Annotated in this window: 16 protein-coding genes and 1 pseudogene; 11 read left to right on the top strand and 6 right to left on the bottom strand. The window is 73.1% G+C overall.

Features of this window, described 5'->3' with window-relative positions; genetic code table 11:
- Positions 1–102 precede the first annotated feature (102 nt).
- The 6 genes from pdhA (AC4IHM_RS16315) (at position 103) to AC4IHM_RS16290 (ending at position 7,246) form a co-directional block, all read left to right on the top strand.
- Positions 103–1,257: a pyruvate dehydrogenase (acetyl-transferring) E1 component subunit alpha gene (pdhA, locus tag AC4IHM_RS16315; RefSeq protein WP_490867768.1), complete on the top strand. Its 1,155-nt coding sequence runs from the start codon at positions 103–105 to the stop codon at positions 1,255–1,257.
- A complete protein-coding gene (locus tag AC4IHM_RS16310) occupies positions 1,254–2,258 on the top strand; it encodes an alpha-ketoacid dehydrogenase subunit beta (RefSeq protein ID WP_490867767.1) in 1,005 nt (334 codons plus the stop codon). Before pdhA (AC4IHM_RS16315) ends, AC4IHM_RS16310 begins: the two co-directional genes overlap by 4 nt.
- The gene (locus tag AC4IHM_RS16305; RefSeq protein WP_490867766.1) at positions 2,258–3,703 is read left to right on the top strand and encodes a dihydrolipoamide acetyltransferase family protein; all 1,446 of its coding nucleotides are present in this window, start codon (positions 2,258–2,260) and stop codon (positions 3,701–3,703) included. The genes AC4IHM_RS16310 and AC4IHM_RS16305 overlap by 1 nt, the downstream gene beginning before the upstream one ends.
- 116 nt (positions 3,704–3,819) lie before the next feature.
- Positions 3,820–4,764 (top strand): NTP transferase domain-containing protein, encoded by a 945-nt coding sequence (locus AC4IHM_RS16300; protein ID WP_490867765.1) that lies wholly within the window; start codon positions 3,820–3,822, stop codon positions 4,762–4,764.
- Complete coding sequence (locus AC4IHM_RS16295; RefSeq protein WP_490867764.1) at positions 4,764–6,152, top strand: molybdopterin molybdotransferase MoeA; 1,389 nt, start codon at positions 4,764–4,766, stop codon at positions 6,150–6,152. The genes AC4IHM_RS16300 and AC4IHM_RS16295 overlap by 1 nt, the downstream gene beginning before the upstream one ends.
- Positions 6,149–7,246, top strand: coding sequence for a potassium channel family protein (locus AC4IHM_RS16290; protein WP_490867763.1), 1,098 nt, complete (start codon positions 6,149–6,151; stop codon positions 7,244–7,246). Before AC4IHM_RS16295 ends, AC4IHM_RS16290 begins: the two co-directional genes overlap by 4 nt.
- A 68-nt stretch (positions 7,247–7,314) precedes the next feature.
- Here AC4IHM_RS16290 and AC4IHM_RS16285 read toward each other — a convergent pair whose 3' ends face one another.
- Positions 7,315–8,163: an ABC transporter permease gene (locus AC4IHM_RS16285; RefSeq protein WP_490867762.1), complete on the bottom strand. Its 849-nt coding sequence runs from the start codon at positions 8,161–8,163 to the stop codon at positions 7,315–7,317.
- Positions 8,160–9,224: an ATP-binding cassette domain-containing protein gene (locus tag AC4IHM_RS16280; protein WP_490867761.1), complete on the bottom strand. Its 1,065-nt coding sequence runs from the start codon at positions 9,222–9,224 to the stop codon at positions 8,160–8,162. Before AC4IHM_RS16280 ends, AC4IHM_RS16285 begins: the two co-directional genes overlap by 4 nt.
- 128 nt (positions 9,225–9,352) lie before the next feature.
- Between AC4IHM_RS16280 and AC4IHM_RS16275 the strand changes: the two genes are divergently transcribed.
- Complete coding sequence (locus AC4IHM_RS16275; protein ID WP_490867760.1) at positions 9,353–10,333, top strand: NAD(P)H-quinone oxidoreductase; 981 nt, start codon at positions 9,353–9,355, stop codon at positions 10,331–10,333.
- 393 nt (positions 10,334–10,726) lie between these two features.
- Here the strand turns inward: AC4IHM_RS16275 and AC4IHM_RS16270 are convergent, their stop codons facing one another.
- Positions 10,727–11,458, bottom strand: coding sequence for a hypothetical protein (locus tag AC4IHM_RS16270; protein ID WP_490867759.1), 732 nt, complete (start codon positions 11,456–11,458; stop codon positions 10,727–10,729).
- Positions 11,459–11,619: 161 nt separating this feature from the next.
- Between AC4IHM_RS16270 and AC4IHM_RS16265 the strand changes: the two genes are divergently transcribed.
- Complete coding sequence (locus tag AC4IHM_RS16265; RefSeq protein WP_490867758.1) at positions 11,620–12,168, top strand: bacterial proteasome activator family protein; 549 nt, start codon at positions 11,620–11,622, stop codon at positions 12,166–12,168.
- 96 nt (positions 12,169–12,264) lie between these two features.
- Here AC4IHM_RS16265 and AC4IHM_RS16260 read toward each other — a convergent pair whose 3' ends face one another.
- Positions 12,265–13,905, bottom strand: a complete 1,641-nt coding sequence (locus AC4IHM_RS16260) for a protein kinase domain-containing protein (protein WP_490867757.1) — start codon at positions 13,903–13,905, stop codon at positions 12,265–12,267.
- Positions 13,906–14,243: 338 nt separating this feature from the next.
- Between AC4IHM_RS16260 and AC4IHM_RS16255 the strand changes: the two genes are divergently transcribed.
- Positions 14,244–15,839 (top strand): protein kinase domain-containing protein, encoded by a 1,596-nt coding sequence (locus AC4IHM_RS16255; protein WP_490867756.1) that lies wholly within the window; start codon positions 14,244–14,246, stop codon positions 15,837–15,839.
- A 59-nt stretch (positions 15,840–15,898) separates the two neighbouring features.
- Here AC4IHM_RS16255 and AC4IHM_RS16250 read toward each other — a convergent pair whose 3' ends face one another.
- The gene (locus AC4IHM_RS16250) at positions 15,899–16,306 is read right to left on the bottom strand and encodes a pyridoxamine 5'-phosphate oxidase family protein (RefSeq protein ID WP_490867755.1); all 408 of its coding nucleotides are present in this window, start codon (positions 16,304–16,306) and stop codon (positions 15,899–15,901) included.
- Between the two features lie 110 nt (positions 16,307–16,416).
- Positions 16,417–17,074, bottom strand: a pseudogene (locus AC4IHM_RS16245) (response regulator).
- 324 nt (positions 17,075–17,398) lie between these two features.
- Here AC4IHM_RS16245 and pdhA (AC4IHM_RS16240) point away from each other — a divergent pair.
- Together pdhA (AC4IHM_RS16240) and AC4IHM_RS16235 are read left to right on the top strand one after the other, a co-directional pair.
- Entirely contained in the window at positions 17,399–18,649 is a 1,251-nt protein-coding gene (pdhA, locus tag AC4IHM_RS16240; RefSeq protein ID WP_490867754.1) for a pyruvate dehydrogenase (acetyl-transferring) E1 component subunit alpha, read from the top strand.
- Position 18,650: 1 nt separating this feature from the next.
- Positions 18,651–19,631 (top strand): alpha-ketoacid dehydrogenase subunit beta, encoded by a 981-nt coding sequence (locus AC4IHM_RS16235; protein ID WP_490867753.1) that lies wholly within the window; start codon positions 18,651–18,653, stop codon positions 19,629–19,631.
- Positions 19,632–19,647 lie beyond the last annotated feature (16 nt).

The raw sequence follows: 19,647 nt of genomic DNA, 5'->3' as shown, positions 1-19,647 counted from the left end.
GGGTCGCGTGTAGCCAAATTGTGCCGACGACCGAACAATCGGTAGGTGAGGCCCGTCACACCCGTGGCGAGCCCACAGCCGCTCCCACGAGGAGGTGCCGTCATGACGGTCATGGAGCAGCGGGGCGCGTACCGGCCCACACCGCCGCCCGCCTGGCAGCCCCGTACCGACCCCGCGCCGCTGCTGCCCGACGCGGAGCCGTACCGCGTCCTCGGCACGAAGGCCGCGGACCGCGCCGACGCCGAACTGCTGCGCACGCTCTACGCCCGCCTGGTGCGCGGCCGGCGCTACAACGCGCAGGCCACGGCGCTCACCAAGCAGGGCCGGCTGGCCGTCTACCCATCGAGCACCGGGCAGGAGGCGTGCGAGATCGCCGCCGCGCTGGCCCTGGAGGAGCGGGACTGGCTCTTCCCCAGCTACCGGGACACGCTCGCCGTCGTCGCCCGCGGCGTCGACCCCGTCGAGGCCCTCACCCTGCTGCGCGGCGACTGGCACACCGGTTACGACCCCTACGAGCACCGGGTCGCCCCGCTGTCCACGCCGCTCGCCACCCAGCTCCCGCACGCCGTGGGCCTCGCGCACGCCGCCCGCCTCAAGGGCGACGACGTGGTGGCGCTGGCCATGGTGGGCGACGGCGGCACCAGCGAGGGCGACTTCCACGAGGCGCTGAACTTCGCGGCCGTCTGGCGGGCACCGGTCGTCTTCCTCGTGCAGAACAACGGCTTCGCGATCTCGGTACCGCTCGACAAGCAGACCGCCGCCCCGTCGCTGGCCCACAAGGCCGTCGGCTACGGGATGCCCGGCCGCCTGGTCGACGGCAACGACGCCGCGGCGGTGCACGAGGTCCTGTCCGACGCCGTACGCCACGCGCGCGCGGGCGGCGGTCCCACGCTGGTGGAGGCGGTGACGTACCGCGTCGACGCGCACACCAACGCCGACGACGCCACGCGCTACCGGGTCGACACCGAGGTGGAGACCTGGCGCCGGCACGACCCGGTCGAGCTGCTGGAGCGGGAGCTGACCGGGCGCGGCCTGCTCGACGAGGCCGGCGTCCGGGCCGCCCGCGAGGACGCCGAGACCATGGCCGCCGACCTGCGCGCCCGGATGAACCAGGACCCGGAACTCGACCCCATGGACCTGTTCGCCCACGTCTACGCCGAGCCCACGCCGCAGCTGCGCGAGCAGCGGGACCTGCTGCGCGCGGAGCTGGAGGCGGAGGCCGAGGGCGGGGCCGGGCCGGAAGGAACGCACCGATGACCACCGTCGCCGTCAAGCCGGCCACCATGGCGCAGGCCCTCACGCGCGCGCTGCGCGACGCCATGGCCGCCGACCCGGGCGTGCACGTCCTGGGAGAGGACGTGGGCACCCTCGGTGGCGTCTTCCGGATCACCGACGGACTCGCCGCCGAGTTCGGCGAGGACCGCTGCACGGACACCCCGCTCGCCGAGGCCGGCATCCTCGGCACGGCCGTCGGCATGGCGATGTACGGGCTGCGCCCGGTCGTCGAGATGCAGTTCGACGCCTTCGCCTATCCGGCGTTCGAGCAGGTCGTCAGCCATGTCACCAAGATGCGCAACCGCACCCGCGGCAGGATGCCCCTGCCGCTGACCATCCGCGTCCCCTACGGCGGCGGCATCGGCGGCGTCGAGCACCACAGCGACTCGTCCGAGGCGTACTACATGGCGACTCCGGGGCTCCATGTCGTCACGCCCGCGACCGTCGCCGACGCCTACGGGCTGCTGCGCGCCTCCATCGCCTCCGACGACCCGGTGGTCTTCCTCGAACCCAAGCGGCTGTACTGGTCGAAGGACACCTGGAACCCCGAGGAGCCGGCAGCCGTTGAACCGGTGGGCCGCGCGGTGGTGCGGCGCTCCGGCCGGAGCGCCACGCTCATCACGTACGGGCCGTCGCTGGCCGTCTGCGTGGAGGCGGCCGAGGCGGCCCGAGCCGAGGGCTGGGACCTCGAAGTCGTCGATCTGCGCTCCCTGGTGCCGTTCGACGACGAGACGGTGTGCGCCTCGGTGCGGCGGACGGGACGGGCGGTCGTCGTCCACGAGTCGGGCTCCTTCGGGGGTCCGGGCGGGGAGATCGCGGCCCGGATCACGGAGCGCTGCTTCCACCATCTGGAAGCGCCGGTGCTGCGTGTGGCAGGGTTCGACATCCCGTATCCGCCGCCCATGCTGGAGCGTCACCACCTGCCCGGTGTGGACCGGATCCTGGACGCCGTGGGGCGCCTGCAGTGGGAGGCCGAAAGCTGATGGCACACGCTTCTGATGGGCGCGGCCTGGAGTTCAGGCTGCCCGACCTCGGTGAGGGGCTCACCGAGGCGGAGATCGTGCGCTGGCTGGTCGAGGTCGGCGAGGTCGTCGCCGTCGACCAGCCGGTCGTCGAGGTCGAGACGGCCAAGGCGATGGTCGAGGTGCCCTGCCCCTACGGCGGCGTGGTCACCGCGCGCTTCGGCGAGGAGGGCACGGAGCTGCCCGTCGGCGCGCCGCTGCTGACGGTGGCGGTGGGCGAGGCAGCCGCCGACGGTCCGGCGCGGGAGCCGGGCACCGCGGACGAGGCGGCCCGGGAGCCGCACGGCGCGGCGGCCGGACAGCCGCAGGGCGCCGACCCCCGGGCCGAGCGCGCGAAGGCCGAGGGCTCGGGCAACGTCCTGGTCGGATACGGCACCTCCGAGGCGCCCGCGCGGCGCCGCCGGGTACGCCAGGACCGGCAGGCGTCCGCCGTGTCCGGGCGGGTCAACGGCCGGGTCCGTACCGCGGAGCCGGTGGACGGCCCGGTCCCCGTCATCTCCCCCCTGGTGCGCAGGCTGGCCCGGCAGAACGACCTGGACCTGCGCGAGCTGACCGGCTCCGGCCCGGACGGGCTGATCCTGCGGGCGGACGTGGAGTACGCGCTGCGCGCCGCCGCCACGCGGGGCGGGCGCACGGCGGTCCGGGAGAGCGAACCGGACCCGGCGGGCACGGGCGGCGCGGCGGCGCAGGCTCCGGCGGCCTCCGCGGCGCGGTCCGGCGGCCTCCGCACCCCCCTCAAGGGCGTCCGCGGCGCCGTCGCCGACAAGCTCTCCCGCAGCCGGCGCGAGATACCGGACGCGACCTGCTGGGTGGACGCCGACGCGACCGGGCTGACGCGGGCGCGCACCGCCATGAACGCAGCCGGCGGGCCGAAGGTCTCCCTGGTCGCCCTGCTGGCCCGGATCTGCACCGCCGCGCTGGCCCGCTTCCCGGAGCTGAACTCCACCGTCGACACGCAGGCCCGGGAGATCGTGCGGTTCGACCACGTCCACCTCGGCTTCGCCGCCCAGACGGACCGGGGCCTGGTCGTGCCGGTGGTCCGGGACGCGCACACGCGCGACGCCGAGGCGCTCACCGCGGAGTTCGCCCGGCTGACCGGGGCGGCCCGCGCCGGCCGGCTGACGCCCGGTGAACTGACCGGCGGCACCTTCACGTTGAACAACTACGGCGTATTCGGCGTCGACGGCTCCACGCCGATCATCAACCACCCCGAGGCGGCCATGCTCGGCGTCGGCCGCATCGCCCCCAAACCCTGGGTGCACGAGGGCGAGTTGGCGGTCCGCCAGGTGGTGCAGCTGTCGCTCACCTTCGACCACCGGGTGTGCGACGGCGGCACGGCGGGCGGTTTCCTGCGGTACGTGGCGGACTGCGTGGAACAGCCGGCGGTGCTGCTGCGCACCCTGTGACACGCTGACGGCGCGCACGGACCGGCCGCGCCCAGAACGACGGCGCGTCCGCGCGCACCCGGCCCGCGCGGCCTCCCCGCGTTCCCTGTGATCGCCCGGGGACGCATACTCGGGGGATGACCGCCCACGAGCCCCCAGGCAGCCCCGGCGCCACCGCCGGATCCGCACCGGGCCCCGACCCCGCCGGGTACGACGCCGTCGTACTCGCCGGCGGGGCCGCCCGGCGGCTCGGCGGCGCGGACAAGCCCGGCCTGCGCGTGGGCGGGCGGGCGCTGCTGGACCGGGTGCTCGCCGCCTGCGCCGGAGCCCGCACCACCGTCGTCGTCGCCGACCCCCGGCCCACCGCGCGCCCGGTGACCTGGGCGCGCGAGGACCCGCCCGGCGGCGGACCGCTCGCCGCCCTCGCCGCGGGACTGCGGCACACCACGGCGGAGCATGTCGTGGTGCTCTCCGCCGACCTGCCGTTCCTCGCCGGACCCGCCCTTGGACGACTGCTGTCGGCCCTCGCCGCGAGCGACGCCGACGGCGCGCTGCTCACCGACGCCGACGGCCGCGACCAGCCCCTCGTCGCCGTCTACCGCGCGCCCGCCGTACGCCGCGAACTGGCCGCGCTCACCCGGGACCCGGCGGGCCGGGCGGACCTCACCGGGCTGCCGCTGCGCCGCCTGACCGGCGCCCTCCGTCTCACCCGCGTCCCCGGCGCCGTCGCCTCCTTCGACTGCGACACCTGGGACGACATCGCCACCGCAAGGGCACGCATCAGGGAGCATGGTCACGTGTTGGATGAATGGATTTCCGCAGCCAAGGACGAGCTGGGCCTCGACCTGGACGTCGACACCGGCGTCCTGCTCGACCTCGCGCGTGACGCCGCCCACGGGGTGGCGAGGCCCGCGGCCCCGCTGACCACCTTCCTCGTCGGCTACGCGGCCGGGCGGGCCGGCGGAGGCCCCGAGGCCGTCGCCGAGGCCGCCCGCAAGGCCGCGGCCCTCGCCCAGCGCTGGGCACAGGAGGCCGCCGAAGCCGGTCCCGGCGCGGCCCCCGACCCCCGCCCGGACGTGTGATGACCTCCCCCCGTACGCGCGCCGACGAGGAAGCGGAAGACCTCGGCGTCGAGGAGGCACTCGCCCTCGTGAAGGAGATCCCCGGCCCTCCCGAGGGCGACCGCCACGCGACCGCGGCCGCCCGAGCCGCGCACCACGGGCACCACGGCGCCCCGCACGCCGCTGCGCGGTCCCACCACCGCGCGACCCCCTGGTCCGAGGCACGCGCGACCGCCGAGCGGGCCGCCCGCGCCGCTGTCCGCGCCGCCCGCCGCGCCCCGGTCTCCGTACCCCTCGACGCCGCCCTCGGCCGCACCCTGGCCGCGCCCCTCACCGCCCTGGTCGACCTGCCCTCCTTCGACACCTCCGCGATGGACGGCTGGGCCGTCGCCGGTCCGGGTCCCTGGGCCGTGCGCGACGAGGGCGTCCTGGCCGGACACGCGGAGCCCGCCCCCCTCGGCGACGGCGAGGCCGCCCGGATCGCCACCGGCGCCCGTATCCCCCCGGACACCACCGCCGTACTGCGCACCGAGCACGGCCGCACCGACGACTCGGGCCGTCTGCACCCCACCCGCGCGGTCGTCCACGGCCAGGACATCCGTCCGCGCGGTCAGGAGTGCCGCAGCGGCGACCAGTTGCTGCCCGTCGGCACCCTCGCGACCCCGGCCGTACTGGGCCTCGCGGCGGCCGCCGGTTACGACACCCTCACCGCGGTCGCCCGCCCCCGCGTCGACGTGCTCGTCCTCGGCGACGAACTGCTCACCGGGGGACTCCCGCACGACGGCCTCATCCGGGACGCGCTCGGCCCGATGCTGCCGCCCTGGCTGCGGGCCCTGGGCGCCGAGGTCCGCGCGGTCCGCCGGATCGGCGACAACGCCAGGGTCCTGCACCGCGCCGTCACGACCTCCGACGCCGACCTGATCGTCACGACCGGCGGCACCGCCGCGGGACCCGTCGACCACGTCCACCCGATCCTGAGCCGGGTCGGCGCCGAACTCCTCGTGGACGGCGTCAAGGTACGCCCCGGCCACCCCATGCTGCTGGCCCGCCTCAAGGACGACCAGCACCTCGTCGGGCTGCCCGGCAACCCCCTCGCCGCCGTCTCCGGACTGCTCACCCTCGCCGAGCCGCTGCTGCGCACCCTCGCCGCCCGCCCGGCGCCCGAGCCGTACACGCTGCCGCTGCGGGACGCGGTGCACGGGCACCCCTACGACACCCGGCTCGTCCCCGTCGTACTGCGCGGCGACGCGGCCGTGCCGCTCCACTACAACGGTCCCGCCATGCTGCGCGGCATCGCGGCGGCCGACGCCCTGGCCGTCGTACCCCTGGGCGGTGCGCGAGCGGGCCAGGAGGCTGAGCTGCTCGACCTGCCCTGGGCCAGCGCCGGGATCGGGGTGTGTTTCACGTGAAACTTCCGGGCCAGGACACGATCGCCCGCCAGGCGGACGAGCACCTCGTGACCCATCGGGTGAAACTCCCCAGGACACTGGTGGAGCACCCGATCCGCCAGGTCGGCAAACGGCTGTCCCTGGCCCTGGTGGTGCTGGTGGCGACCGCGTTCGTCGTCTACGCCGACCGCGAGGGCTACACGGACAGCTCCGACGGCTCCGTCGACCTCCTCGACGCCTTCTACTACGCCACCGTCACCCTCTCCACCACCGGATACGGCGACATCACCCCCGTCAGTGACGCCGCCCGGCTGACCAACATCCTGGTCGTCACGCCCCTGCGCGTGCTGTTCCTGATCATCCTGGTCGGCACCACGCTGGAAGCCCTCACCGAGCGCACTCGGGAGGAGTGGCGCCTGAACCGCTGGAGGTCCGCCTTGCGCGATCACACCGTTGTCGTCGGCTTCGGTACCAAGGGGCGGTCGGCGATCCAGACCGTCTGCGCGACCGGGCTGCGCAAGGAGCAGGTCGTCGTGGTCGACCCCAGCGAGAAGGCCATCGAGGCCGCGACGGCCCACGGCTACGCGGGCGTGATGGGTGACGCGACGCGCAGCGACGTGCTGAACCGTGCCGAGACGTTCCGGGCGAAGCAGATCATCATCGCCACCCAGCGCGACGACACGGCGGTCCTGGTGACGCTGACGGCCCGGCAGCTCAACCGCGGCGCGAAGATCGTGGTGGCGGTCCGCGAGGAGGAGAACGCGCCGCTGCTGAAGCAGTCCGGCGCCGACGCCGTGATCACCAGTGCCAGTGCCGCGGGCCGGCTGCTCGGGCTCTCCGTGCTCAGCCCCGCCGCCGGCATGGTCATGGAGGACCTCATCAGCCAGGGCAGCGGGCTCGATCTCGTCGAACGGCCGGCCATAAAGGCCGAGGTGGGCAAGAACCCGCGCGAGCTGGACGACCTGGTGGTCAGCGTGCTGCGCGGGCACCGGGTGCTCGGATACGACGATCCGGCGGTCGGCACCCTGGAGTTGACGGACCGTCTGATCACGATCGTGCGGGCGACACCGGCCACCCATGTGGCACCCGACGCCCGCCCGCTGCCCCGCGACTGACGGCCCCGAACCGCGCACGGCGCCCCGCGCCTCTCCCGCACGGGGCGCCGACCGCGTACCGCCACCGGCTACTTGCGGTTGTACAGCCGCATCGTGACCGGGCCGAAGACCAGCAGGAACAGGCCCGCCCAGCCCAGGGTCCAGGCGATCTCGGCGCCGGGCCGGCCACCCGCCATCAGCCCGCGCACCGCGGACGCCAGATGTGTGATCGGGCTGTTGTTGACGAAGACCTGAAGCCAGCCCGGCATGGTCTTCGGGTCGACGAAGACGTTGGACAGGAAGGTGAGCGGGAAGATCACCATCATGCTGACGCTCATCACCGACTTCTCGGTGCGCAGCATCAGCCCGAACATCGTCCAGATCCACGAGAAGGCGAACGAGAACAGCAGCAGCAGCGCGATCCCGGCGACCACGCCGGCCAATCCGCCGTCCGGCCGGTAGCCGAGCAGCAGCCCGACGGTGAGCATGACGACGGACGCGATGGTGTAGCGCAGCGCGTCGCCGAGCAGATAGCCGACCATCGCCGAGGGCCGCCAGATCGGCAGCGAGCGGAAGCGGTCGAAGACGCCCTTCTCGATGTCGACGTTCACCGAGACCCCGGTGTACATCGTGATCATCACGACCGACATCACGAGGATGCCCGGCAGCACGAACTGGATGTAGTCACCGGGCGAGCCCGCCAGCGCACCGCCGAAGAGATACGTGAACATCAACAGGTTCATGATCGGGAAGGCGGTGACGTTGAAGAGCTGCTCCGGCACATGCTTGATCTTGAGGATCGCGCGCCAGCCGAACGTCAGGGACGTGGACAGGGCGCTGGGCCGTGCCGGGCGCTCCTTGGTGACCAGCAGGGCGGCCAGCGACTCGGTGCCGACCGGGGTGAGTTCCCTGCCCTCGGTGCTCGTGACCGTACTCATGCCGCCGCTCCGTCCTTCGTGCCGGTGCCGGTGCCGGTGTTCTCGCCGGTGTCCGTGCCGGGGGTGGTGCCGGGGGTGGTGCCGGTGCTCCGGCCGGTGTCGTGTCCGGTCAGGGCGAGGAAGACCTCGTCGAGGCTGGGCTGTCCCAGGGAGAAGCTGTCGACGGTGATGCCGGCTCGGGCCAGCTCGGCGAGCGCCTTGGCGGCCTGGTCGGCGGCGGTGTCGCTCGCCGCCGCCCCCAGGCGCGCGGTGAGGGCCACCGGGTCGGGTTCCTTCTGCACCTCGGCGGCCAGCAGGCTCCGCAGTACCCGCTCGGCCTCCGGCCGCTCCTGCGGGTCCCGCAGCCGCAGATGGACGGAGCCGGCGCCGACGGACGCCTTCAGCTCGCCCTTGGTGCCCTCGGCGATCACCCTGCCGCTGTCGATGACGGCGATCCGGGATGCCAGCTGGTCGGCCTCGTCCAGGTACTGCGTGGTCAGCAGCACGGTGGTGCCCTGGGCCACGACCGCGCGCACGATGTCCCACACCTGGTTGCGGCTGCGCGGGTCGAGGCCGGTGGTCGGCTCGTCGAGGAAGAGCAGGTCGGGGGTGTTGAGGATGGACGCGGCGATGTCGATGCGCCGCCGCATGCCGCCGGAGTAGTGCTTGACCTGCTTCGCCGCCGCGTCCGCCAGCCCGAAGGCCGCCAGCAACTGGTCCCCGCGCTTGCGCGCGGCGGTCTTGCCGTGTCCGAGGAGCCGGCCCAGCAGGAGCAGGTTCTCGGTGCCGGTGAGGTCCTCGTCCACGGACGCGTACTGCCCGGTGAGGCTCACCCGGCCGCGTACCTCGTCGGCCTCGCGCACGACATCGCGTCCGAAGACGCGGGCGTGGCCGCCGTCCGGCCGCAGGAGGGTGGCGAGCATCCTCACGGTGGTGGTCTTGCCCGCGCCGTTCGGGCCGAGGACGCCGTAGACCGTGCCGGCGGGCACCGCGAGGTCCACCCCGTCCACGGCCCGGGTCTCACCGAACGTCTTCACCAGTCCCTCGGTCTCGATCGCGAGTGGGGACGTGTCCGTGCTCATGCTGGTGGTCCTTCCGCGTCCTTGGGATACGCAGGGGAAGACCTTCACCGTCGCGCAAACTCATCGGTCGCGCACACGGATACCCGGCGGACGGTCCCGAACAGGGGCGGAGGAGTAGCGTCGCCCCCATGCACGCGATCACGATTTCCGAACCCGGAGGCCCCGAGGCGCTGGTCTGGGCCGAGGTCCCCGATCCGGCACCCGGCGAGGGCGAGGTCCTGGTCGAGGTGGCGGCCAGTGCCGTCAACCGCGCCGACATCATGCAGCGCCAGGGCTTCTACGATCCGCCGCCCGGCGCCTCCCCCTACCCCGGCCTGGAGTGCGCCGGGCGCGTCGCGGCCCTCGGGGCGGGCGTGTCCGGCTGGTCCGTCGGGGACGAGGTGTGCGCGCTGCTCAGCGGTGGCGGCTACGCCGAGAAGGTCGCCGTCCCGGTCGGTCAGCTGCTGCCGGTTCCGGAGGGCATCGACGTCGGGCGGGCGGCGGCCCTGCCCGAGGTGGTCTGCACCGTCTGGTCGAACGTCTTCATGGTCGCCCACCTCGGCCCCGGTGAGACGCTGCTCGTGCACGGCGGCTCCAGCGGTGTCGGCACCATGGCGATCCAGCTCGCCAAGGCCGTCGGCGCCAAGGTCGCCGTGACGGCGGGCACCAAGGAGAAGCTGGAGCGCTGCGCCGAGCTGGGCGCCGACATCCTGATCAACTACCGGGAGCAGGACTTCGTCGCCGAGATGAAGGAGGCGACGGGCGGTGCGGGCGCCAACGTCATCCTCGACAACATGGGCGCGAAGTACCTTGACCGCAACGTCCAGTCCCTCGCCGTGAACGGTCGGCTCGCGATCATCGGACTCCAGGGCGGCGTGAAGGGCGAGCTGAACATCGGCGCGCTCCTCGCCAAGCGCGCTGCCGTGAGCGCGACCTCGCTGCGCGCCCGGCCGCTGGGGGAGAAGGCCGCCATCGTGGCCGCCGTGCGCGAGCACGTCTGGCCGCTGTTCTCCGGGGGCCATGTCCGCCCGGTCGTCGACCGCGAACTTCCGATGAGCGAGGCCGCCGCCGCACATCGGGTGGTGGAGGAGAGCGGCCACATCGGCAAGGTCCTGCTGCTCACGTCGTAGCACGGCGCCCCACGCCGGCCTGACCCACGGGGGCGGGACCTGCCCGACGCTGGCTCGCGGGGGTGGGGGCCCGCGCCACGCCGCCTCGCGCCACCCCGGGCCCGCGGAGGCAGGGCCCGCTCCACCTCGGCCCGCTCCACCTCGGCCCGCTCCACCTCGGCCCGCTCCACCTCGGCCCGCCCCACTCCGGCCCGCCCCACCTCGGCCCGCCCCGCGTGGCCCGCGTGGCCCGCGCCACTCCGGCTCGCCCTACGTCGGCTCGCGCCACCACGGCCCGTCGAGGTGAAGGCGGGGCTTGCCCCAGCCCGGCTCGCGCCGCCGGGTCGGCCCGCGGACCCAGCCTCGCGCCACCCCACCCGGACGGCGTGAGCTTCGTCCGGTCCGTCGATCGGGTCAGCCCCGGCGCAGGCGTAGGCCCACGAAGGCCAGGGCGAGGCCGAGGCCGATGAGGACCAGGCCGGTGCCCAGGGGGAGGACTCGCAGTACGGGCTCGGTCCGTGCCTGTGGCCGGGTTTCGGTCCGGGACGGGGAGGGCTTCGGCACCAGGGCGGCCTCGTCGGGCGGCGCGGTGGAGCGGGCTTCGGCGCGGGCGTCGCCCTCCGTCCGGTGAGCGGTGTTCTTGTCCGTGCCGTTCTGCGCCCGCTCCTCGGTCCGGCCGGGCCGGGGCCGTCCCTCGCCCGGCAGACTCCCCGCCCGGGAGGGCTCGGGCGAGGAAGAAGGGGAGGGCGTCGCGGAACCGCGCCCCGCGCCGCCCGCAGGAGCGGACGTTGGCCGGTCGTCCGGGCCGGATTCCGCGGCGGACGGGGAGGCGGGCCCGGCACCGGGACGCTCCGGGCGCTCCGGCGACGGGTGCTCCGGGTGTTCAGGGCGCCCCGGGCCATCGTGATCGTCGGGGCGCTCGGGCCGGTCGTGCTCGTCGGTGCCGCCGGAGCCGCCGGTGCCGCCGGTGCCGTCCGGATCGGCGGCCTCCACCGCCGGGGCGGGACCCGGCCTCGAAGGGGACGGGGACACCGCCGCGATCCCGGCGCCGTGCGCCGCCTCCGCCCCGCACGGCGACACCAGCGCGCCGACCCCCAGCGCCCCCACCAGCCCCGTCGCCCTCAGTGCGCGCAGCCATGGAGTCACACCCGTGACCCCCTCCCGGTGATGTCCAGTCGCGAAAATCAACGGTATAATCCTCACATCAGCGGACAATGCTGGCATTTCGGGCTCCCCCGAACGCGGTGGACGACGTTTCCACGGGGGCACCACCCGGCCCGGGTACACGGGTGCGAGACAATGGCGGCATGGAGATGCCGAGGAACGACAGGTCGCCGGAGAACCCCCAGATCCTGGTCGTCGGCCAGGACGGAATGGCGCTCAGTGGCGGCGGCGGGGACGACGACTCCCGCGAGATCCCGGTGACCGAGCAGGTGGAGCAGCCTGCCAAGGTCATGCGGATCGGCAGCATGATCAAGCAGCTGTTGGAGGAGGTGCGCGTCGCGCCCCTGGACGAGGCGAGCCGGGTCCGGCTCAAGGCGATCCACTCCAGCTCGGTGAAGGAGCTGGAGGACGGCCTGGCCCCGGAGCTGGTCGAGGAGCTGGAGCGGCTCTCCCTGCCCTTCACGGACGACGCCACCCCGACCGACGCCGAACTGCGGATCGCGCAGGCGCAACTGGTCGGCTGGCTGGAGGGCCTGTTCCACGGCATCCAGACCACGCTGTTCGCCCAGCAGATGGCCGCGCGGGCCCAGTTGGAGCAGATGCGCCGCGCCCTGCCGCCGGGCGCCGTCCCGGAGGGCGAGGAGCCGCACCCGGGCCCCGGCGGCGGCCGGTCCGGCGGCCCCTACCTGTAGGGACGCGCAGGCACAGCGACGATCCACCGACATCGTGAAGGGCCCGGCAGCGACGGCTGCCGGGCCCTTCGTCGCACGTCCGCGCCGGTCCCGCGATCAGTCGGAGGGCGGGTTGCCCGTCGAGACCTTGAGCTGGATCACCGGCATGTTCTCGGGGTCGACGTCCGTGCCGGCCGTGGGGAACTGGTCCCTGACCGAGCCCTCGCCATAGGTGTTCTCGTCGACCTCGACGACCTTCATCCGCCAGCCGGCGGCGTTGAAGCACTCCTTGACCGAGCCGATGTACCGGAAGGTGAAGTCCGGGACCTTGATCTTGTCGGGGTCGTTGTACGACTCATCGGGCTCCGTGCACTTGTCCTGATCGATCGTCTTCGTCCTGTCCGGCCCGCGATAGCCCGCCGCCTTCGACGGCGAGGCGCTGGCCGTGCTGTCCCCGCCCTTGGCGTCGTCGCCGTCCTTGTTCATCGTCAGCGCGCCGATCAGACCGCCGACGACCAGGACGGCGACCACGATCGAGCCGATGACCACCAGCTTGTTGCTCCTGCCGCCGCCCGGCGAACCGCCCGCGGGGGCGGACGGCGTCAGGTTGTACGGCGGCGGCGTGGACGCCCCCTGGTGCTGCGGCGGGTACGGCGAGGCGGCGGGCGTCGGGTAACCGCCCTGCTGCGGATAGCCGTACGAGGGCGCGGCGGGGGCCGGGGTGCCGTACGGGTTGGGACCCGGGGCCGGCTGGTACGGCGTCTGGACGGGGCCGGTGGGCGCCGGGGTGCCCTGGTCGACCGGCGGGAACACCGCGGAGCCGACGCCTGCGCCGCTCGGCGTGCTCGTGCCGGGCACGATGCTCGGCGGGGCCGGCTGGAAGGAGGCCGCCACCCGCAGGCACTCGTCCCGCATGGCCTCGGCGCTGGGGAAGCGCTCGTTGGGGTTCTTCTTCAGCGCGCGGGCCACCAGCGCGTCCACCGCGGGCGGCAGGGCGCGGTTGACCGAGGACGGGGCGACCGGCTCCTCCTGCACATGCGCGTACGCGATGGCCAGCGGCGAGTCCGCGTCGAACGGGAGGCGCCCGGTGACCAGTTGGAAGAGCATGATGCCGACCGAGTACAGGTCGGAGCGGGCGTCCACACCGCGGCCGAGCGCCTGTTCCGGCGAGAGGTACTGCGGGGTGCCGACGACCATGCCGGTCTGCGTCATCGAGGTCACGCCGGACTGCATGGCGCGGGCGATGCCGAAGTCCATCACCTTGACCACGCCGCGCTTGGTCATCATCACGTTGCCCGGCTTGATGTCCCGGTGGACCAGGCCCATCTCGTGGCTGATCTCCAGGGCCGCCAGCACATCCGCGGTGATCTTCAGCGCCTTGTCGGCGGGCATCGCGCCCTGCCGGCGGACATCCTCGTCGAGCACCGAGCCGAGCGGCCGGCCCTCGACGTACTCCATGACGATGTACGGCGTCGTCAGGCCGCCCAGATCGTCCTCGCCCGTGTCGAAGACCGAGACGATGTTGGTGTGGGTGAGCTTGGCCACGGCCTGGGCCTCGCGGCGGAAGCGCTCGCGGAAGGCCTGCTCCCGGCCCAGCTCGGTGTGGAGTGTCTTGATCGCGACCTGCCGGTCAAGCACCGAGTCGTACGCCAGGTGCACGGAGGCCATGCCGCCCTCGCCGAGCAAGTCGCGCAGCTGGTAGCGGCCGCCGGCGAGCGCGCGTCCCGCGTACCGGCCCTGTCCGGCGTCCTGGCTCATGTGTCTGCGTCCCCCATAGCGCCGGCGGCGGGGCGCGAGCGCTCATTGATCGAAAGTGCTATTCCCGGCCAAGTCTGCCCCAGGGCACTGACACGTCAAGCGTGGTGCCCGTTCCGTGACCGTACGCGAAAGAAGCGTCGCGGAAGCGTTACAGCCGGCGTACGGCCGGTACACGGAATTTGCACGACGGTACGGAACCAGGGTTTCATGACCGGTCCGTCTCATGTCCGGTCCCGGCTCCCATCCCGGACCGGAGGCCCCCGCGAAGGCTGTAGCGTGGCCGACGGAGACCGTGACAACACCGCGCGCACCGCGGGCAGAAACGACGGCGAGGACTGATGGCACAGCAGCAGCGCGCCCAGGGCCCGTCCGAACCCGAGGCGACTGGCGGCGGTATGTCTGACGCGCCGGAGACCTGGGGCAACGGCGGCTTGGTCGGCGACGGCCGGTACCGGCTGACCCGCAGACTCGGGCGGGGCGGCATGGCCGAGGTGTTCGCCGCCGAGGACGTCCGCCTGGGCCGGACCGTGGCGGTCAAGCTGCTGCGCGCCGATCTCGCCGAGGACCCGGTCTCCAAGGCGCGGTTCACCCGCGAGGCACAGTCGGTGGCGGGGCTCAACCACCATGCCATCGTGGCCGTGTACGACTCCGGCGAGGATGTCGTCGGCGGCCAGTCCGTGCCGTACATCGTGATGGAGATCGTCGAGGGCCGCACCATCCGCGACCTCCTGCTCACCGCGGAGGCGCCGGGACCCGAGCAGGCGTTGATCATCGTCTCCGGTGTCCTGGAGGCGCTCGCCTACTCCCACCAGCACGGCATCGTGCACCGCGACATCAAGCCGGCCAACGTCATCATCACGGACAACGGCGCGGTGAAGGTGATGGACTTCGGCATCGCGCGCGCCCTGCACGGCGCGTCCACGACGATGACGCAGACCGGCATGGTCATGGGCACCCCGCAGTACCTCTCCCCGGAGCAGGCGCTCGGCAAGGCCGTCGACCACCGCTCCGACCTGTATGCGACGGGCTGTCTGCTCTACGAACTCCTGGCGCTGCGCCCGCCGTTCACCGGCGAGACCCCGCTCTCGGTGGTCTACCAGCATGTGCAGGACATCCCGACGCCGCCGTCCGAGGTCTCCGACGCCACCCCGCCGGAGCTGGACGGGCTGGTGATGCGCTCGCTGGCCAAGGAGCCCGACGACCGTTTCCAGACCGCCGAGGAGATGCGCGGCCTGGTCCAGTACGGGCTGCAGATGCTCTACGAGCAGGGCGGCCACACCGGCACCTGGAACACCGGCCCGGTCGCCGGGCACGACGGCCGGCACGCGCCCGCGGCCGGTCTCGCGGGCACGTCGGTGCTGCCGAACCCGGACCACGGTGCGTCCGGCACCCAGCAGATCCCCCAGCCGATCCTGCCGAACCGCTACGGGAGCGACGACGGCGGTTTCGAGGGCGGCGGCGGCAAGAGCGGCGGACGCGGCAAGCTGTGGATCCTGGCCGTCCTCGCGGTGGTCGCCGTCGTCGCGGGCGTCGCGCTGGCCGTGAACAACAGCGGCGAGGGCAAGGGCGGCGGCAGCGGCACCACCCAGTCGCCCACCACCTCGCCGAGCACCGACGACAAGTCGCCCAGCCAGTCGCCCAGCGACGAGGCCACCGAGGAGACCACCGACCCGGGCACGGAGCAGGGCTCGGGCGGCGCGGGCACGGGCGGCGGGGGCTGGACGCCGCCCTACACGCCCTCCTACGAGCCGACGCACAGCGTGACGTCGGAGCCGACCCGCGACCCGACGGGCGACCCGACGGGGGACCCGACGGTGCCGACGGACGACCCGCCCTCGGACCCGACGGTGCCGTCGGGCGACCCGACCGGCGATCCCACGGGCGGCACCGAGGGCGGCAGCGGCGACACCGGTGGTGACCCGGCGGGCGAGTGACCGAAACCGCCCTCACGCGCGCGTGCGACCCGGAAACGGGCTCCACGCGCGCGTCGCGTTCACACGAGGCCGGCCGCACCGTCCGTGAAGTGCACGGTGCCGAACCGCGGCTCGATGCGCAGATACACCGGCTCGAACGGCACACCGCCCGCCCGGTGCGGCATGGGACCGAACCGCTCGATCTCCGCCGCGCTCGGTTCGTGGGCCTCGCACAGGCCCACGACCTGCACGGTCCACAGGCTCTCACCGGGCCGGGCCGAGCCCAGGTTGTCGGCGCCGTACGCCACGACGCTCCCCGTGCACACCTGGTGGTAGCCCCAGCTCCTCGGCATGCGCAGCAGGACCCGGCCGTCGGCCACGATGTGCCGTGCGAAGGCGAGGAAGGGCAGGGCACGCATGCTGGTGGCCGCCCGGCCGTAGTCGGTACGGCCGAGCAGGCCGACCGCGAGCTGTTCGTCGGAGGGCATGGAACTCACTGTGCGGGAGCGCGGGCGCAGCGGAACAGAGTCGCCCGCCCCGTGCGGCGCGGGACGTAAGTCCCGAATAAACCCGGCCCTCCGGGCCCGTTCTCCGGTTCTCAGCGGTTCTCGGCCTCTAGCCGGGCCACGAAAGCGGCCGCCTGCGAACGCCGTTGCATTCCCAGTTTCGCCAGCAGACTCGACACGTAATTCTTGATCGTTTTCTCCGCGAGATGCAGCCTTTCGCCGATCGCGCGGTTGGTCAGCCCCTCGCCGATCAGGTCCAGGATGCGGCGCTCCTGCTCGGTGAGGCGGGCGAGCCGGTCGTCGGCCTTCACGCCGCCGTCGCGCAGCCGCGCCAGCACCCGCGCGGTGGCCGACGGGTCGAGCAGGGACTTCCCGTCCGCCACCTCCCGTACGGCGCTCAGCAGCTCGGCGCCCCGGATGTCCTTCAGGACATACCCCGCGGCACCCGCCATGATCGCGTCGAACAGGGCCTCGTCGTCGGCGAAGGAGGTCAGCATCAGGCACTGGACGGACTCGTCCCGGGAGCGGATCTCGCGGCACACCTCGACGCCGCTGCCGTCCGGCAGCCGGACGTCCAGCACCGCGACGTTCCGGACGGGTGGCCGCGACCCTGGCCTGCGCGTCGGCCGCGGTGCCGGCCTCGCCCACCACCACGATGTCCGGCTCGGCCGAGAGCAGATCGTGCACCCCCCGGCGGACCACCTCGTGGTCGTCGAGGAGGAATACCCGGATTTTTCCGTCTTCGCGCACGCGCTCAGTGTCACACACCAACCCTTCCCGTGCCCGGGGTGGCCGGGATAACGTGCCGTTGTTCCGGCCCCCTGCGAGGCTGTGACCAGTAAAACTTCCGGCCTTCGCCGATTTACTTGGAAATCCGAGTAAAAACGCAGGTCAGGAGGGGTTTCACAGAAATGTGGAGCACTGGGTAACGTGCTGTTCGCAGGGCGCTCGCCGGGGCACCTGTCACGCCTGTTCCCGACCGGGCCGCACCCACCCCTGTGCGACCGGCCGGGCCGCAGGTGAGCCGCACTGGCTTCCGGCGAACCCGGGGGCCGGACCGACGGAGGAGCACACGTGACCGAGAGCACTGCCGCGCGCAAGCCGCGACGCAGCGCCGGAAGCAAGGCGACCGGTACCACCGGCACCAAGGCCGGCGCCGGTGGCGCCAAGCGCACCACCAGCACCACCCGCAAGGCTGCCGGGAAGGGCTCCGAGACGGAGCTGGTGCAGCTGCTGACACCCGAGGGCGAACGCGTCGAGAACCCGGCCTACGCCGAGTACGCCGAACACGTCGCCGACATCACCCCCGAAGAGCTGCGCGGCCTGTACCGCGACATGGTGCTCACCCGGCGGTTCGACGCCGAGGCCACCGCGTTGCAGCGCCAGGGCGAGCTGGGCCTGTGGGCCTCGCTCCTCGGCCAGGAGGCCGCCCAGATCGGCTCCGGCCGGGCCACCCGCGAGGACGACTACGTCTTCCCGACCTACCGTGAGCACGGCGTCGCCTGGTGCCGCGGGGTGGACCCGACCAACCTCCTGGGCATGTTCCGCGGCGTGAACCACGGCGGCTGGGACCCCAACAGCAACAACTTCCACCTGTACACCATCGTCATCGGCTCGCAGGCGCTGCACGCCACGGGCTACGCGATGGGCGTGGCCAAGGACGGCGCGGACTCCGCCGTGATCGCCTACTTCGGCGACGGCGCCTCCAGCCAGGGCGATGTCAGCGAGGCGTTCAACTTCGCCGCCGTCTACAACGCCCCGGTGGTCTTCTTCTGCCAGAACAACCAGTGGGCGATCTCCGAGTCCAACGAGAAGCAGACCCGGGTGCCGCTCTACCAGCGCGCCCAGGGCTTCGGCTTCCCCGGCGTCCGCGTCGACGGCAACGACGCGCTGGCCTGCCTCGCGGTCACCCGGTGGGCCCTGGAGCGGGCGCGGCGCGGTGAGGGCCCGGCGCTCGTCGAGGCGTACACGTACCGCATGGGGGCCCACACCACCTCGGACGACCCCTCCCGCTACCGGCACGACGACGAGCGGGCCGCCTGGGAGGCGAAGGACCCGATCCTGCGCCTTCGCCGCTTCCTGGAGTCCTCAAACCACGCGGACGAGGGATTCTTCGGGGAACTGGAGTCGGAGAGCGAGGCGTTGGGCAAACGAGTGCGCGAAGTGGTCCGTGCCATGCCCGACCCGGACCGGTTCGCCATCTTCGAGAACGTGTACGCGGACGGGCACGCGCTCGTCGACGAGGAGCGGGCCCAGTTCGCCGCCTACCAGGCGTCGTTCGCGACCGAGTCCGACAACGGCTTCGCCACGGGCGAGGGGGTCTGAGATGGCAACGGAGAAGTTGGCGCTGGCCAAGGCGATCAACGAGTCGCTGCGCCGCGCGCTGGAGTCCGACCCCAAGGTCCTGATCATGGGCGAGGACGTGGGCAAGCTCGGCGGCGTCTTCCGGGTCACCGACGGTCTGCAGAAGGACTTCGGCGAGGAGCGGGTCATCGACACCCCGCTGGCCGAGTCCGGCATCGTCGGCACCGCCATCGGCCTGGCCCTGCGGGGCTACCGCCCGGTGGTGGAGATCCAGTTCGACGGCTTCGTCTTCCCGGCCTACGACCAGATCGTCACGCAGCTGGCCAAGATGCACGCCCGCTCGCTCGGCAAGGTCAAGATGCCGGTCGTCGTCCGCATCCCCTACGGCGGCGGAATCGGCGCGGTCGAGCACCACTCCGAGTCCCCCGAGGCCCTGTTCGCGCACGTGGCGGGCCTGAAGGTGGTCTCCCCTTCGAACGCGGCGGACGCCTACTGGATGATGCAGCAGGCCATCCAGAGCGACGACCCGGTGATCTACTTCGAGCCCAAGCGCCGGTACTGGGACAAGGCCGAGGTCGACACCGAGGCCATCCCGGGCCGGCTGCACAGCGCCCGGGTGGTCCGGGAGGGCACCGACCTCACGCTGGTCGCCTACGGTCCGATGGTGAAGCTCTGCCAGGAGGTCGCCGACGCGGCGGCCGAGGAGGGGCGCTCCCTGGAGGTGGTGGACCTGCGGTCCATCTCCCCCCTCGACTTCGACACGGTCCAGGCGTCGGTGGAGAAGACCCGCCGCCTGGTCGTGGTCCACGAGGCGCCGGTGTTCCTGGGCTCGGGCGCGGAGATCGCGGCGAGGATCACCGAGCGCTGCTTCTACCACCTGGAGGCCCCGGTGCTCCGGGTCGGCGGCTATCACGCCCCGTACCCGCCGGCGCGGATCGAGGAGGAGTATCTGCCCGACCTGGACCGGGTGCTGGATGCCGTCGACCGCTCGCTGGCGTACTGAGGAGAGGGCCGTGACG

The sequence above is a fragment of the Streptomyces sp. SL06 genome (assembly GCF_058244745.1).
Note: the sequence above shows the minus strand (reverse complement) of the source record. Positions and strands in the feature narration are given on the sequence as shown.

Coding starts and splice junctions, on each gene's coding strand:
- pdhA (WP_490867768.1), top strand. CDS start 103: ATGACGGTCATGGAGCAGCGGGGCGCGTACCGGCCCACACCGCCGCCC.
- AC4IHM_RS16310 (WP_490867767.1), top strand. CDS start 1,254: ATGACCACCGTCGCCGTCAAGCCGGCCACCATGGCGCAGGCCCTCACG.
- AC4IHM_RS16305 (WP_490867766.1), top strand. CDS start 2,258: ATGGCACACGCTTCTGATGGGCGCGGCCTGGAGTTCAGGCTGCCCGAC.
- AC4IHM_RS16300 (WP_490867765.1), top strand. CDS start 3,820: ATGACCGCCCACGAGCCCCCAGGCAGCCCCGGCGCCACCGCCGGATCC.
- AC4IHM_RS16295 (WP_490867764.1), top strand. CDS start 4,764: ATGACCTCCCCCCGTACGCGCGCCGACGAGGAAGCGGAAGACCTCGGC.
- AC4IHM_RS16285 (WP_490867762.1), bottom strand. CDS start 8,163: ATGAGTACGGTCACGAGCACCGAGGGCAGGGAACTCACCCCGGTCGGC.
- AC4IHM_RS16280 (WP_490867761.1), bottom strand. CDS start 9,224: ATGAGCACGGACACGTCCCCACTCGCGATCGAGACCGAGGGACTGGTG.
- AC4IHM_RS16275 (WP_490867760.1), top strand. CDS start 9,353: ATGCACGCGATCACGATTTCCGAACCCGGAGGCCCCGAGGCGCTGGTC.
- AC4IHM_RS16265 (WP_490867758.1), top strand. CDS start 11,620: ATGGAGATGCCGAGGAACGACAGGTCGCCGGAGAACCCCCAGATCCTG.
- AC4IHM_RS16260 (WP_490867757.1), bottom strand. CDS start 13,905: ATGAGCCAGGACGCCGGACAGGGCCGGTACGCGGGACGCGCGCTCGCC.
- AC4IHM_RS16255 (WP_490867756.1), top strand. CDS start 14,244: ATGGCACAGCAGCAGCGCGCCCAGGGCCCGTCCGAACCCGAGGCGACT.
- AC4IHM_RS16250 (WP_490867755.1), bottom strand. CDS start 16,306: ATGCCCTCCGACGAACAGCTCGCGGTCGGCCTGCTCGGCCGTACCGAC.
- AC4IHM_RS16235 (WP_490867753.1), top strand. CDS start 18,651: ATGGCAACGGAGAAGTTGGCGCTGGCCAAGGCGATCAACGAGTCGCTG.